The organism is Tardiphaga sp. (assembly GCF_028290495.1).
Classification (GTDB): domain Bacteria; phylum Pseudomonadota; class Alphaproteobacteria; order Rhizobiales; family Xanthobacteraceae; genus Tardiphaga.
This window is the reverse complement of record NZ_JAQGJT010000069.1, coordinates 1-13,966: the sequence shown is the minus strand read 5'-3', so window position 1 is coordinate 13,966 and position 13,966 is coordinate 1. Positions and strand designations below refer to the sequence as shown.

Genomic DNA, 13,966 nt, shown 5'->3' with positions numbered 1-13,966 from the left:
ATGCGATGAAGGCGCCCCGATGGTCAGGTCTTACTTGCGCGCAGCGCAGGCGTACATGTTGATTTCCATGCCCACCGGCACTTCGACGATTTTCGGTGCTTTCCATGCCATCTTGGGTCTCCGGGTACGTGCAGCAACAACGCTGCACGGACTAAGTGTAATACCTGCTCAATGGTTCGCCAACAGTCTCGTGAATACAATTCTGAGTATTAGTGCGATGCAACATAAAGGCGCATTGCAGCATTGTAACGATGTCCGCGTTACACATATAGCCAAAGCCGCGCCGTTTCTTGTTCAACCGATTGTCGGGAATTCCGCTATGCCACGCTATTTTTTCCACACCCGAATGGGCGACGATCTCGTCACCGATCCCGACGGCGAGGAGTTGCGTGACCCCGATCACGCCTGGGAGGTGGCGCGTGCGATGATCACGCAGTTGCTGCACACCGAGGAAACCCAGCCCGGCGTGCTGTCGGCGGTCTTGGAAGTGACCGATTCGGACGGCGAAATCGTGCTGGAATTCCCGTTCAGCGAGGCGCTGATCGAGACGCAGGACATGAACGCGACGCGGCACTGATTTTCAGCAGCCCACGCGGGGATTGCGGAGCAGCCGGAAATATTGAAACTGCGACCGGGCAAGCTCCATGGCGGCAGTCAGTTGCTGCCGCCACAAGAGGGCTTCCGCAAAGGGGAGAGTTTCATGACCGTTTACGTGTCTGCGCGTCAGGCCTTGCTGGCCGGCGTTTTCATTGGTGCCTTCACACTCAACGCCGTCGCACAGCAGCCCGCGACTGCCCCGACTGACACTGCACCTGCCGCTTCGCCCGCGCCCGCCGCATCTGCGCCCGCCGCACCTGCGCCGGCCGCGGCGCCTGCACTTGCACCGGCTCCCGTTGCCGCCGCTGCACCGGCTTTGCCGCCGGGGTCACCGCTGATCGGCCGCCCGGACGGGGCCGCCGCCGCCAAGCTGGCGCCGGTCGCGCCGCCGCCAATCGCCGCCGCCGCGGACAAGTTGCCGCTCGCGAAACTGAAACTGCCGCCGGGCTTCAACATCGAGGTCTATGCCGCCGGCATGGCCAATGCGCGCTCGATGCGCGAGGGCGACAAGGGTACTGTGTTCGTCGGCTCCCGCCTCGTCGACAAGGTCTATGCGGTGATCAACAAGGACGGCAAGCGCTCGGTCAAAGTGCTGGCTTCCGGCCTGTACCGCCCCAACGGCCTCGCTTTCAAGGACGGCACGCTGTACATCGCCGAACTGTCGAAAATCTCCAAGATCGACAAGGTCGAGGACAATCTCGACAATCCGCCGAAGCCGACCGTGATCTACGACAAGCTGCCGAAGGACGAGGCGCACGGCTGGAAGTTCATCGGCATCGGCCCCGACAACAAGCTCTACGTGCCGGTCGGCCAGCCCGGCAACAGCGTGCTGCATGACGAGGAACACGGCCAGATCCGCCGCATGAACCTCGACGGTTCGGGCGCCGAAGTGGTGGTGCGCGGCATGCGCAACACCGTCGGCTTCGACTGGAATCCCGAAAACAAGCAGATGTACTTCACCGACAACGGCCGCGACTGGGTTTCGGAGACCGTGCCGGAGGACGAACTCAACCGCGTCAGCAAGGACGGCGAGAATTTCGGCGCGCCGTATTGCCTGCAGGGCAATATTCTCGATCCGGAATTCGGCTGGGGCAAGTCCTGCGCCGACTACACCGCTCCGGTCGGCCTGCTCGGCGCCCACACCGCTTCGCTCGGCATGCGCTTCTACAACGGCAAGATGTTTCCAGCCGCCTACAAGAACGCGATCTTCATCGCGCGCCACGGCTCCTGGAACAAGTCGCAGAAGCTCGGCGGTGACGTCATTGTCGCCAAGCTGAACAAGGACGGCACGGTGAAATCGACCGAGCCGTTCCTGACCGGCTTCCTCAACGACAACACCTATTCGGGCCGCCCCGTTGACGTGCTGCCGATGAAGGACGGATCGCTGCTGGTGTCCGATGACTGGAATGGCGCGATCTATCGCATCACCTACGGCAAGCAGAAGGTCGCCGGGAAGTAAGTAAACGTTACCCGCCGTCATTCCGGGGCAGACCGAACCGCGCAGCGGATCGGTCTGCCCCGGAATCAAGCAGTGATTGGTCATCTCGAGGTTCCGGGTTCGCGAACGACGCCGTTCGGCGTCGCTTCGCACCCCGGAATGACGGGAGCCGGCATAAAGAAAGAACTCCCTCGATGCGCCTGCCGTTTGCCATGGCGATACTTCTCCTCGCGACGTCTCCGCTATCCGCCGAAACCGTCGCCGAGCGCGCTGTGCCGTGTCTTGCCTGTCACGGCGAGAAGGGCACGTCGGAGATGGAGAACACGCCGTCGCTCGGCGCGCAGCAGCCGGCCTATGCGTTGATCCAGCTATTCATGTTTCGCGAGAAGCTGCGCGCGTTCGAGCCGATGAACGAGATGGCCAAGGATCTCACCGACGACGACCTGCGGACGTTTTCGGATTTCCTCGCCACGCTGCCGAAGCCAGCGTTGCCTGCGGAGACCGGCGATCCCGCGCGTATGGCCGCGGCGAAGGCGCTGACCGCGCAGTTTCGCTGCGATTCCTGCCACAACCCCGATTTTTCCGGCCGCGACAGCATCCCGCGCATCGCCAACCAGCGCGAGGACTACCTCGCCAAGACGTTGCGCGAATACAAGGACAACTCCCGTCACGGTTATGATGCCACCATGGCCGACGTGATGCAGTCGGTCACCGACGCGCAGATCGGCGAACTCGCGTATTTTCTGGCGAGGGTGCGATAGGCACCTCTCAACTGTCATTTCGGAGCACGCGCGCATCGTTGCGCGCGTGAACCCGGAATGACGAGTTTGATGCAAAGACGCGCGCGCCATTGGCCTTCTCGCTCCGGCTGCGATAACAAGCGGCAGCGAATGGAGTGATGCATGAACGATCTCTGGCGTTTATCGGCTACCGACCTTGCGGCGTTGATCCGCGACCGCAAAGTCTCGGCGAAGGAAGCCGCATCCGCGGGCCTAGCGCGGTTGGACGCGGTCAATCCAGCGATCAATGCGGTGGTCGAACATCGGCCCGAGGACGTGCTGGCGCAGGCCGACATGGTCGATACAGCGCTCGCGCGCGGCGACGCGGTCGGACCGCTCGCCGGCGTGCCGGTGACCGTCAAGGTCAATATCGATTACGCCGGCTATGCCACCACCAACGGCGTCAATATCCAGCGCAATGTTCTGCCGACCAGCAACAGCCCGGTGATCGACAACCTGCGCAAGGCGGGCGCGGTGATTCTCGGCCGCACCAATTGCCCGGCCTTCTCCTATCGCTGGTTCACGACCAATCTTTTGTATGGCGACACCAAGAACCCGCGCGATCCCGGCATCACCCCGGGTGGATCGTCCGGTGGCGCTGCGTCCTCCGTTGCGGCCGGCATCGGCCATATCGCGCATGGCACCGATATCGCCGGCTCGATCCGCTACCCCGCTTATGCCTGCGGCGTGCACGGGCTGCGCCCGACGCTCGGCCGCATCGCCGCCTATAATGCCGCGCTTCCCGAACGCATCATCTCCGGCCAGATCACCGCAATGTCCGGCCCGCTGGCGCGCACCATCGCCGATGTGCGGCTCGGCCTTGAGGTGATGTCGCAGCCCGACGCGCGCGACCCCTGGTGGGTGCCGGCGCCGCTGGAAGGCCCCAGGATGCCGAAGCGCGCCGCGATGTGTCTGCGGCCCGACGGACTGGAGATCTCCGCCGATGTCGAAGCCGCCGTGCGCGACGCCGGCAAGCGGCTGGAGCGGGCAGGGTGGATCGTCGAGGAAGTCGACAACACGCCGGCGCTGAGAGAGGCCGCGGCGTTGCAGACGCAGATCTGGTTCGGCGACGGTTATCAGGGGATGCTGGACGCGGCCGAGCGCGAGGGCGATCCCGGCGCTCTGGCCTGCCTGCGCGGTATCGCGCCGAAACTCGAAGGCTTCGAGAACGGTGGGCTTTCGCGCGCGCTGGTGCGGCGCTCGACCTTCGTGCGCGACTGGCAGTTGTTCCTGCAGGATTACGCGGTCGTGCTGATGCCGGTGTCCGGCGAATTGCCGTTCCCCGACAATCTCGATCTCAAGGATCAGGATTCCTTCGAGCGCGTCTGGCGGGCCCAGACGCCACAGATCGGGATTCCCTTCATGGGTCTGCCGGCATTGTCGGTCGCCACCGGCCTGGTCGGCGGCGTGCCGACCGGCGTGCAGATCGTCGCCGGTCGCTACCGCGAGGACCTCTGTCTGCTGGCGGGCGAGGCGATCGAGGCGGGCGGTACGCCGGTATCGCCGATCGATCCGGTCACGGTTTGAGCGAGGACCGCAGCGATGGTGAGCATCTACGGCTTTTCCGCCAAAACCCTGGCCGGCCACGACGTCTCGCTGAAGCAGTTCGAGGGCGAGGTGCTGTTGATCGTCAATACCGCCAGCGCCTGCGGATTCACGCCGCAATACAAGGGCCTCCAGCACATTCACGAAGCCTATGCGGCGCGGGGATTTGCGGTATTGGGCTTCCCCTGCAACCAGTTCGGCGGTCAGGAGCCCGGCGAATCCCGGGAGATCGAGACCTTCTGCGAGACCCAATACGGCGTCAGTTTCCCGATGTTCGAGAAGATCGACGTCAACGGAACCAACGCCCATCCATTGTATAATTTCCTGAAATCTGAAAAGTCAGGGCTGCTCGGCTCGGCGATCAAGTGGAATTTCACCAAATTCCTGATCGATCGTTCCGGCCAGGTCGTCGGCCGCTTCGCGCCCACGACCACACCTGAATCGCTTAAAGAAAAAATCGAGGCGCTGCTATGACCGATACCCCCATCCCGACCACCGAATTGCCCGATCGCCTGTCCACCGATCCGAGCAGCCCGTTCTACAATGCCGAGGTGTTGCAGCGCGATGTGGGCATCCGCTTCAAGGGCGTCGAGAAGACCAACGTCGAGGAATATTGCGTCAGCGAGAACTGGGTGAAGGTGCCCGCGGGCGCCGCCCGTGACCGTTTCGGCAACCCGCTGATGATCAAGCTGACAGGCGCCGTCGAGCCGTATTTCCGCGATCAGGCGTAACGAAAAAACTGTCATTCCGGGATGTGGCTGACGGCGAAGCCGGATGGCGCAGGCCCGGAATCCCGAGATGTTTTGAACATGTCGGGGTTCCGGGTTCGGTCGCAGCGGTCGCTGCTCGCGCCCCGGAATGACAGCCAAAACCGGCTGGCTAGCAAAAGGGCGGTCGCCGCATAAATTTGAAGCTTAAAGTAATTGCGGTTTGCCGCTATGCTGCGCTACCAATCTGGATGGACCGCGTATTGCCGTCGTGATTGCTAGGCGTTCATGGCCAACGAAGGACCGGGGATGAAGGTGGCGACACTGCGTTCGAACGTTCAAGCCGGGTCAGAACCGGCGCCGGGCGTTGCGCCGGCCGCGGCGATGATCCACATCGATCACGTCTCGCAACGCTTCCAGACCTCCGGCCGGCAAAGCCATCTGGCACTGTCGGATATCAATCTGACGATCGACGAGGGCGCCTTCGTCTCGATTCTCGGCCCCTCGGGCTGCGGCAAGTCGACACTGCTCTACATCGTCGGTGGCTTCGTGCCGCCGAGCGAGGGCGTGGCGCGCGTCAAGGGCAGAGCCATCACCGGACCCGGCCCTGACCGCGGCCCCGTGTTTCAGGAGTTCGCGCTTTTCCCGTGGAAAAACGTGCTCGGCAACGTGATGTACGGCCTGCGCCAGCAGGGTGTGAAGAAGGTTGAAGCTGAAGCCCGCGGCCGCAAGCTGCTCGAAATGGTCGGGCTCAAGGGCTACGAGAATTTCTATCCGAAGGAATTATCCGGCGGCATGAAGCAGCGCGTCGCGATCGCGCGCACTCTGGCTTACAATCCCGCCGTGCTGCTGATGGACGAGCCGTTCGGCGCGCTCGATGCGCATACCCGCACGCGCTTGCAGAACGACCTGCTCAACATCTGGGAGCGCGACCGCAAGACGGTCTTGTTCGTCACGCATTCGGTCGAAGAGGCCGTGTTCCTGTCCGACAAGGTCGTGGTGATGACGCGCTCGCCGGGCAGCATCAAGGTCGTCGTCGACATCGACCTGCCGCGACCACGCAAACGCGCCGAACTGTTGCTCGATCCGCGCTACCAGAAATACGTTGTCGATATCGAGAAACTGATCGACGACACCGGCGAAGACGAGATCCACGCATGATCTCTCCTGGCGCGGTTCTCTCCAAATCGGCGCCGCTGCTGGCCTGCATTGGGCTACTTTGTGCATGGCAGGCGGCGTCGCTGATGCTCAACACCGACAGCTTTCCGACCGCGTGGGAATCGCTGCGCGCGGTGCCGGCGATTCTCACCGACAAGGAATCGCTGGTGAATATCGGCGCGTCGTTGCGCCGCATGGTCATCGGTTTCGGCCTCGCGGTGCTGTTTGCGATTCCGCTGGGGCTGATGATGGGCCGCGTCAAGGCTGTCGCCTCGTTCTTCAACCCGCTCTTGATGGTGATCTATCCGGTGCCGAAGGCCGCCTTGATGCCGATCATCATGCTGTGGCTCGGCGTTGGGGATGTCTCCAAGACGCTGGTGATCTTCCTCGGTGTCAGCCTGCCGATCATCTATCACTCCTTTCAGGGCAGCAAAGCCGTCGAAGAGAAGATGCTGTGGTCGGCTGCCGCGATGGGCATGTCCGCGCCGCTGCGGATGTGGCGCGTCGTGCTGCCGGCGGCGCTGCCGGAAATCCTCACCGGCTGCCGCACCGGACTGGTGCTGGCGCTGATCACCATGGTGACGTCGGAAATGATCGCGCGGCAATCGGGCGCCGGCAACATCCTGTTCAATGCGCTCGACATGGCGCAGTACGACACCACTTTCGCGATGATCATGATCATCGGCGCGATGGGCATCACGCTGGACGCGGCGTTCGAGAAGATACGCGGCCGGCTGGTGCGCTGGTCGAAGCCGCAGCACGACCTGCCTTTGAGCTTCTCATGAACCCGGTCCTTGCCAAGGTGCTGCTCGGCATCACCCCGATCGCGCTGCTGATCCTCGGCTGGCAATTTCTCGTCTCGTTCGGCTACGCGCCGGTCACGCTGCTGCCGCCGCCCGGCGCGGTGTTCCTGCGCCTCGCGCAGCAATTGCTGACCAGCGATTTCCTGCACGAGATTGCCGCGACGCTGGTACGGTTGTTCGCCGGCTTTGCGATCGCGGTGGTGCTCGGCGTCACCATCGGTCTGGCTGCAGCGGTCAGCCCGGCGATCAACGCGGTGGTAAAGCCTCTGGTGCGCGTGCTGGCGCCGGTGCCGAAGGTCGCGCTGTATCCCGCGCTGCTGCTGATCCTCGGCTTCGACCACGCCTCGAAAATCACGCTGGTTGCGGCTGATGCTCTGTTTCCAATCCTGCTCTCGACCTATTACGGCGCGTCGATGGTCGAGCAAAAACTGATCTGGTCGGCGATGGCGGCGGGCACGCCGCGGTCGCAGATCCTGTTCAAGGTGGTGCTGCCCGCCGCGATGCCCTCGATCCTCACCGGCTGCCGGATCGGCCTGGTGATCTCCTGCATCGTGGTGTTTCTGGCCGAGATGATCACCTCGACCGATGGCCTCGGCCACATGCTGGTGCAGGCCGCGCGCACCTTCCAGACCGTCGATATGTTCGTGCCGCTGATCACAATCTCGCTGCTGGGATTGATTTTGAACAGCCTGCTGCACGGGCTGCGGACGTATCTGCTGCGGGGTTTTCCGGAGGTGTGATCTAAAGGGTCATGCAAGCTTTATTGGTCATCTGACGGAACGGCCCCTCCACGTCATGGCCGGGCCTGTCCCGGTCATCCACGAATTTCAGATAATCGATTCCCAAAGATCATCCCAATTCGGATTGCTCGCGAGGATGAGGCGCACTTTCCACGTCCGGCTCCAGTGCTTGATATTGTGTTCACGCTGAATTGCCGTTCGGATGTCATCGTAGATTTCGTAATAGACCAGCCGCTTCAACCCGTAGCGCTTTGTGAACCCGTCAGCAGCGCTCGTGCGGTGCTCGTAGATGCGGCGCACGAGATCGCTCGTCACCCCGACATACAGGATGCCGTTCGGGCGGTTCGTCAGGAAATATACATATCTCCTCCGCATGCCCCGATTATGCAGATCGTGGATGGCCGGGACAAGCCCGGCCAAGACGTGGAGGGGCCGGGGCGTCTCACGGTTTCCCGGGGGTGCGGCGGCGTAACTACCCGAGCCGCATATCCAGCAGGCGTCTTCCGCCTTCAGCCTTGAGCAGCTTCTTCACCGCGCTGGACGCCGCGATCTCGTAGTGATCGGCATAGGCTTCGTGATTCTTCTCGATGTCGTCGAGACGGTACAGGTAGTTCACCATCAGGCCGGCGGATTCGCGCAGGCCCTTGGGCGAGACGTCGCCGAGCCAGTCGATGCGCTCCAGCCGGGCGCCGTTGCCGAGGTGGAAGCGCGCGACGGAATCCACCGGGCCGCCGCGCGGCAATTTGGCCTTGAGGAAATATTGCGCGGCAAGCGGCTCGAGCACCGCGCGCAATTGCGCAGCGAGCGGCGCGTCGTTGATCCATTCCGCATTGTCGAGATGAGCCAGCAACGTGCGTTCTTCTTCGGTGACCGGCAGGTCGGGCGCGCGCTGCAGCCATTTCATGAAGCCGGGTACCGGCGACAGCGTCACGAAAGTGTCGAGCTTCGGCAGTTCGCGGCGCAGTTCCTCGACCACCTGCTTGATCAGGAAGTTGCCGAACGAAATGCCGGCGAGCCCACGCTGGCAATTCGAGATCGAGTAAAACACCGCGGTGCGTGCGCGCTCGATCGCCACCGGCTGGCGGTCCTCGGCGAGCAGTGGCGCGATCGCGCCGGGGATGGTCTCGGTCAAAGCCACTTCGACGAAGATCAGCGGTTCATCGACCAGTGCCGGATGAAAGAACGCGTAACAGCGCCGGTCGACCGGATCGATGCGGCGGCGCAAATCGTTCCAGTCGTGGATTTCGTGGACGGCCTCGTATTTGATGACCTTTTCCAGAATGATGGCGGGTGTCGACCAGTCAATCCTGCGCAGCACCAGAAACCCCCTGTTGAACCACGATGCCAAAAGATGCACGACGTCGCGATCGACGGCGGCGAGGTCCTTGTGCGCGCGCTTGAGGTCGAGCAGGTCGGCGCGCATGTTGACCAGTTCGCCGGTGGCGCCGGGCGCACGGTTGAGCCGGCGGAACAGTTCCTGTCGCTGCGGCTCCGACGCGAAATGCAGTTCGCCGGCGCCTTCGCCAGTTGGCTTGGCGCGCCAGGCGACGATCGCCTTTTCCAGTTTTTCCGTGTCCGGACCGTATTTGCTCGCCAGCGTCTCGAAGAAGGTCAGACGGCCGGCGTCATCGAGCTGGTGGTAGCGGTCGAATACGCCGCGCGCGATCGCGGTGCCCGAGGCTTCGCCGCGGCCGGACAATAGTTCGGCGCAAAGCTCGATAAGATCGGAGGCGTTCTGTTTCGCATCGACCGAAGCCGGTCCCAGCCGCAGCAGATTGCGGCCGCGCTCGGAGATCGAGGCGAGAAGGTCGGAGAAGAAGTCGTTGCTCATGGTCGATCAATTCCTGGCAGTGCAGCCTAGTTCAGTCCCTCTCATATATCGCATTGCGGTCGATATTGCGCGGTCATTTGAAGCATGAAACAATTGTGAGTGGGTGGCATGTCGGCAAGACAATTGCATGGCGATGGTCTGACGATCCGGAAACAGGGAACTTCAAGATGAAGCGGACTGCACTAAAACGTAACGTTGTCGCGGCATTGACGTTGGGCACGTTGCTCAGCGCCAGCGCGGCCTTTGCCCAGCAGACCATCAAGGTCGGCTGGACGATCCCCGCGGAAGAATCCAAGTACTGGATGATGAAGCGGCCGCAGGAGTTTCCGGATATAGGCAAGGCCTACAACATTGAATGGGTGCAGTTTCAGGGCACCGCGCCGATGACGCAGGCGCTGGCCGCTGGCGCGCTGGATTGCGCCACGCAGTCGCCGCTGGCGCTGGCGCAGGGCGCCGTCAATGGCGGGCTGAAGGCCTACATTGTCGCACAGCACGTCTCGGAAAAGCCGGGCAGCTTCTCGGTGTACTGGGCCGTCAAGGACGACTCGCCGATCAATACGATTGCCGATCTCAAGGGCAAGACGCTGTCGATCAATACGCTTGGTTCCGGCATCTACGGGCCGATGGCGATCCTGCTGAAGCGGGCCGGGCTTGATGCCGCCAAGGACGTCAAGATGGTCGAAGTCGGCTTCGCGCTGTCGGAAGAGGCGCTGCGCTCCGGCCGCGTCGATTCCGCGGTCATGAACCAGCCGTTCGCCGCGCGCATGGAAGCCAAGGGTGGCACGCGGAAGCTGTTCTCGCTGTCGGAACAGCAGCCCAACATCGTGCACATTCTGGAAGCCTGCCGCGCCGACTTCATCGAAAAAAGCCCGGATCTGGCCAAGCTCTATGTCAAGGATCTGACGCTCGGCATGCAGAAGGCTCTGGCCAACCGCGAAGAGACGCTGAAAGTCGTCAACGAAGTCATGAAGGCGCCGATCCCGGTGCTGGAGACCTATCTGCTCAAGGAAAACGACTTCGCCCGCGACCCCGGAGCCGCGCCGAACTTCACCGCGATCCAGCAGATGCTCGACGTCTATGTCGAGACCGGCATGCTGTCGAAGAAGATCGACGTTGCCACCTGGAAGCACCCGACGATCGTCGCGCCGCTCAAGTAAAGCTGCTTCGATAAATACACTACGACGTCATGGCCGGGCTTGTCCCGGCCATTCACGTTTCGGGCGTAGGGTAAGACGTGGATGCCCGGCACGCGGTCGGGCATGACGGGAGAGTTGGAACTACTCTTCCGCCCCATCCGTCATGCGGCTGTCGATCAACAGATCCAGCGCATGTTTGATCGTGGCGCGGTCGCTGTCGCTGAACTGTTTCAGCAGCTCCGCCTCGTGCTTCATCGCCGCGGCCAGAACCGGTTTGACGCGGCTGCGGCCTTTGGCCGTCAGGTGCAGCGTGACGCGGCGGCGATCGTCCGACGCGTTCTGCCGCTTCAGAAGCCCGTCGCGCTCCATGCGATCGAGCACTTTGGTCAGGCCGGGCTGCTTCATCAGCGCCATCGCCGCGAGTTCACCGACCGACAGCCCCTCGACATCCATCAGGCACGCCAGCACGCGCCATTCCGGCACGGTGAGATCCCATTGTTTCAACCGGGCGTGGAATTCGCTGGAGACGTTGAAACTCGCGCGCGCCAGCAAATAGGACAGATAGTTGCGGGCAAAACTGCCCGATGCCAGCGGCGGCGCGCGGCGCAGAGCATTGTCGATGCGGCGCAATTCGCCGGAATGAAACACCAGCGGATCGTGATTGCGCTCGACGAAGCGCACGACTTCGCCGACCAGAATGGTGTGATCGCCGCCGGGATAACGCGCCCAGGTCTTGCACTCGAAGATCGGTGCCAACCCATCGATCAGCGGCGCGCCGGTGACGCCCGGCACGTGTTTGATATCGGCGAATTTGTCGGAGCCGCGGCGCCCGAAGCGCATCGCCAGTTCGCCGTGATCGGCGCCGAGAAAATGGATCGCGAAGCTGTCCGCATCGACGAACGGATCGTGGCTCGGCGATGACTTGGCGACGCTCCACAATACCAAAGGCGGATCGAGCGAGACGGACGAAAACGAATTAGCGGTCATGCCGACCGGATGGTCGCCGTTCATCGCTGTCACGACCGTGACGCCGGTCGGAAACTGGCCGAGCGCCTGTCGGAACGGCACCGGACTGACGGCCTGTGCGGCAGTTTCGACCTTGTCATCCGCCATGTCGTTCGCCTGCCATACGCGGACGACGCGCAAGCCTCGCGCTGTCCTTTAACATTAAAAATATGCCTTTTCATGTAACACGGCGCGCCCTATCATCCAATGATAATCGCTGTAAACACAGGAGAAAGCGCATGCTGGCAGATCGCATCGAGGCGAAATGGATCGACGCGTTCTGCGAGATTTTTGAGCGTTGCGCGGTCAAGCCAGGCGATACCGCGGCGATCCTGTCCGAGACGCAATCGCGCGCGCTGAATGTTCACATTGCTGAACTGGCCCTGCTGCGGATGGGCGCACGGCCGTTCCACGTCGTCATGCCCACGCCGCGCAACAAGCAGGTCGTTCCGATCCGCTCGACCGGCGCATCGGAGGCGATAGGCCAACTCGGGCCGGTGGTATCGGCGTTGCAGCAGGCCGGCTTCGTGGTCGACTGTACCATCGAAGGCCTGATGCACGCCAAGGAGACGCCGGAAATTCTCAAGGCCGGCGCGCGGATTCTGGTGATCTCCAACGAGCATCCGGAAGCGCTGGAGCGCATGGTGCCAGACACGGCGCTGGAGAAGCGCGTTCGCGCCGCGGCCAAGATGCTGCGCGGGACAAAACATATGAAGGTGACGTCGGCGGCGGGCACCGATCTCGATGTGAACATGGAAGGCGCGGCCACGGTCGGCGTCTGGGGCTGGACCGACAAGCCCGGCACGCTGGCGCATTGGCCGGGCGGGCTGGTGGTGAGCTTTCCGAAAAGCAAATCCGTCAACGGCACGCTGGTGATGGCGGCAGGCGATATCAACCTCACCTTCAAGCGCTATCTCACCTCAGAGGTCCGGCTGACGCTGACCGACGATTACGTCACCGAACTTGCGGGCGAGGGACCCGACGCCGAATTGATGCGCCGCTATCTCGCGGCGTGGGGCGACCGCGAGGCCTATGCGGTATCGCATGTCGGCTTCGGCATGAACCCGTACGCCCGCTACGAGGCGCTTTCGATGTACGACCAGCGCGACACCAACGGCACCGAACTGCGCGCGGTCGCCGGCAATTTCCTGTTCTCCACCGGCGCCAACGAATTCGCCGGCCGCTACACCGCGGGGCATTTCGACCTGCCGGTGATGGGCACCACCATCGAACTCGACGGCACGGCCGTGGTGCGCGACGGCGTGCTGCAGGACGTGTTCGGGTGAGGTTTTGTTGTAGCCCGGATGAGCGCTTGCGATATCCGGGGAGCGTCCACGCATGAGACGTCCCGGATATCGCAAGAGCTCATCCGGGCTACGCCTCTAGTCGCGATCCAGCACCGGCTTCCGCGCCAGCCCAAAATGGCGGAGCAGCTCCACCAGCGCCGCAAGGCGCGCCTCGCGCCAGGCGTCGATATCCTTGCCGGCATAGTCGAGGAAACCGGCGCCGGTGCGCATGCCGATGCGGCCTTCCTGCATATTGCGCGAAATCACCTCGGGCGCGCGATAGCGGTCGCTCTGCAGCGCGCCTTCCAGATAGCGGCTGGCATAATAGAGGATATCGCCGCCGCCCCAGTCGATGAATTCCAGAAGCCCCATGGTCGCATAGCGGAAACCAAAACCGTATTTGATGGCCTTGTCGATATCCTCCGCGGTCGCGACGCCTTCCTCCACCATCCGCGCCGCCTCATTCATGGCCAGTGCCTGGATCCGTGGCACGATGTAGCCGGGCGTCGCCGCACACACCACCGGCACCTTGCCGATGTCTTCCAGCAACACCTTGACGCGCGCGGTGACCGCGGGATCGGTAGCGGCGCCGGGCGACAGTTCGACCAGGGGGATCAGATAGGCCGGGTTGAGCCAGTGCACATTGAGGAATCGTGCCGGGTTCTCTACCGCGCCGGAGAGATCATCGACCAAAATTGTCGAGGTGGTCGAGGCGATAATCGTCTCGGGATCGACAAGTTTCGAAGCCGCTGCCAGCACCTCGCGCTTGAGGTCGACCACCTCAGGGACACCCTCGAATACGATCGCGGTGCCCGCGAGCCCAGCGGCGTTATCCTTTGCAGGAACCACAGATACGCGGGTAATGATCGTATCGGCATCGCGTTGGGTCAGCAGGCCGAACCGCGCCAGGCTCTCCAGCGTCTTGCCGATTTCGCCGAGCG

Annotated in this window: 16 protein-coding genes; 11 read left to right on the top strand and 5 right to left on the bottom strand. The window is 62.8% G+C overall.

Annotation, left to right across the window (positions count from 1 at the left end):
* Positions 1–30: 30 nt before the first annotated feature.
* Positions 31–111, bottom strand: coding sequence for a pyrroloquinoline quinone precursor peptide PqqA (gene pqqA, locus JWQ24_RS12785; RefSeq protein ID WP_012029362.1), 81 nt, complete (start codon positions 109–111; stop codon positions 31–33).
* Positions 112–319: 208 nt separating this feature from the next.
* Here pqqA and JWQ24_RS12780 point away from each other — a divergent pair, with 208 nt between their 5' ends.
* The 9 genes from JWQ24_RS12780 to JWQ24_RS12740 all read left to right on the top strand — a co-directional run bounded on the left by JWQ24_RS12780 (position 320) and on the right by JWQ24_RS12740 (position 7,767).
* Positions 320–577 carry a hypothetical protein gene (locus JWQ24_RS12780; RefSeq protein ID WP_299808227.1) on the top strand — a complete coding sequence of 86 codons (258 nt, stop codon included), beginning with the start codon at positions 320–322 and terminating at the stop codon, positions 575–577.
* A gap of 123 nt (positions 578–700) precedes the next feature.
* On the top strand, positions 701–2,056 hold the full coding sequence (locus JWQ24_RS12775; RefSeq protein WP_299808224.1) for a PQQ-dependent sugar dehydrogenase: 1,356 nt from the start codon (positions 701–703) through the stop codon (positions 2,054–2,056).
* 191 nt (positions 2,057–2,247) lie between these two features.
* On the top strand, positions 2,248–2,796 hold the full coding sequence (locus JWQ24_RS12770; protein ID WP_299808221.1) for a c-type cytochrome: 549 nt from the start codon (positions 2,248–2,250) through the stop codon (positions 2,794–2,796).
* A gap of 141 nt (positions 2,797–2,937) precedes the next feature.
* Positions 2,938–4,341 (top strand): amidase family protein, encoded by a 1,404-nt coding sequence (locus JWQ24_RS12765; protein WP_299808218.1) that lies wholly within the window; start codon positions 2,938–2,940, stop codon positions 4,339–4,341.
* Between the two features lie 15 nt (positions 4,342–4,356).
* Positions 4,357–4,833, top strand: a complete 477-nt coding sequence (locus JWQ24_RS12760; protein ID WP_299808215.1) for a glutathione peroxidase — start codon at positions 4,357–4,359, stop codon at positions 4,831–4,833.
* Positions 4,830–5,090, top strand: a complete 261-nt coding sequence (locus tag JWQ24_RS12755; RefSeq protein ID WP_299808213.1) for a DUF3297 family protein — start codon at positions 4,830–4,832, stop codon at positions 5,088–5,090. The genes JWQ24_RS12760 and JWQ24_RS12755 overlap by 4 nt, the downstream gene beginning before the upstream one ends.
* Positions 5,091–5,450: 360 nt before the next feature.
* Complete coding sequence (locus tag JWQ24_RS12750) at positions 5,451–6,227, top strand: ABC transporter ATP-binding protein (RefSeq protein ID WP_299808360.1); 777 nt, start codon at positions 5,451–5,453, stop codon at positions 6,225–6,227.
* Positions 6,224–7,009: an ABC transporter permease gene (locus JWQ24_RS12745; protein WP_299808210.1), complete on the top strand. Its 786-nt coding sequence runs from the start codon at positions 6,224–6,226 to the stop codon at positions 7,007–7,009. The genes JWQ24_RS12750 and JWQ24_RS12745 overlap by 4 nt, the downstream gene beginning before the upstream one ends.
* Positions 7,006–7,767: an ABC transporter permease gene (locus JWQ24_RS12740; protein ID WP_299808207.1), complete on the top strand. Its 762-nt coding sequence runs from the start codon at positions 7,006–7,008 to the stop codon at positions 7,765–7,767. The genes JWQ24_RS12745 and JWQ24_RS12740 overlap by 4 nt, the downstream gene beginning before the upstream one ends.
* 87 nt (positions 7,768–7,854) lie before the next feature.
* On the opposite strand, the gene JWQ24_RS12735 is transcribed toward JWQ24_RS12740, so the two are convergent.
* Together JWQ24_RS12735 and JWQ24_RS12730 are read right to left on the bottom strand one after the other, a co-directional pair.
* Positions 7,855–8,187, bottom strand: coding sequence for a GIY-YIG nuclease family protein (locus JWQ24_RS12735; RefSeq protein ID WP_299808204.1), 333 nt, complete (start codon positions 8,185–8,187; stop codon positions 7,855–7,857).
* A 52-nt stretch (positions 8,188–8,239) separates the two neighbouring features.
* On the bottom strand, positions 8,240–9,598 hold the full coding sequence (locus JWQ24_RS12730) for a malonyl-CoA decarboxylase (RefSeq protein ID WP_299808201.1): 1,359 nt from the start codon (positions 9,596–9,598) through the stop codon (positions 8,240–8,242).
* 167 nt (positions 9,599–9,765) lie between these two features.
* Between JWQ24_RS12730 and JWQ24_RS12725 the strand changes: the two genes are divergently transcribed.
* A complete protein-coding gene (locus JWQ24_RS12725) occupies positions 9,766–10,755 on the top strand; it encodes an ABC transporter substrate-binding protein (RefSeq protein WP_299808198.1) in 990 nt (329 codons plus the stop codon).
* A gap of 120 nt (positions 10,756–10,875) precedes the next feature.
* Here the strand turns inward: JWQ24_RS12725 and JWQ24_RS12720 are convergent, their stop codons facing one another.
* Positions 10,876–11,847: a flavin reductase gene (locus JWQ24_RS12720; RefSeq protein WP_299808195.1), complete on the bottom strand. Its 972-nt coding sequence runs from the start codon at positions 11,845–11,847 to the stop codon at positions 10,876–10,878.
* Positions 11,848–11,978: 131 nt separating this feature from the next.
* Here JWQ24_RS12720 and JWQ24_RS12715 point away from each other — a divergent pair, with 131 nt between their 5' ends.
* The gene (locus JWQ24_RS12715; RefSeq protein ID WP_299808192.1) at positions 11,979–13,025 is read left to right on the top strand and encodes a peptidase M29; all 1,047 of its coding nucleotides are present in this window, start codon (positions 11,979–11,981) and stop codon (positions 13,023–13,025) included.
* 96 nt (positions 13,026–13,121) lie between these two features.
* Here the strand turns inward: JWQ24_RS12715 and JWQ24_RS12710 are convergent.
* Positions 13,122–13,966: 3-hydroxybutyryl-CoA dehydrogenase (locus JWQ24_RS12710; RefSeq protein ID WP_299808189.1), on the bottom strand; the 845-nt coding region annotated here is incomplete at its 5' end.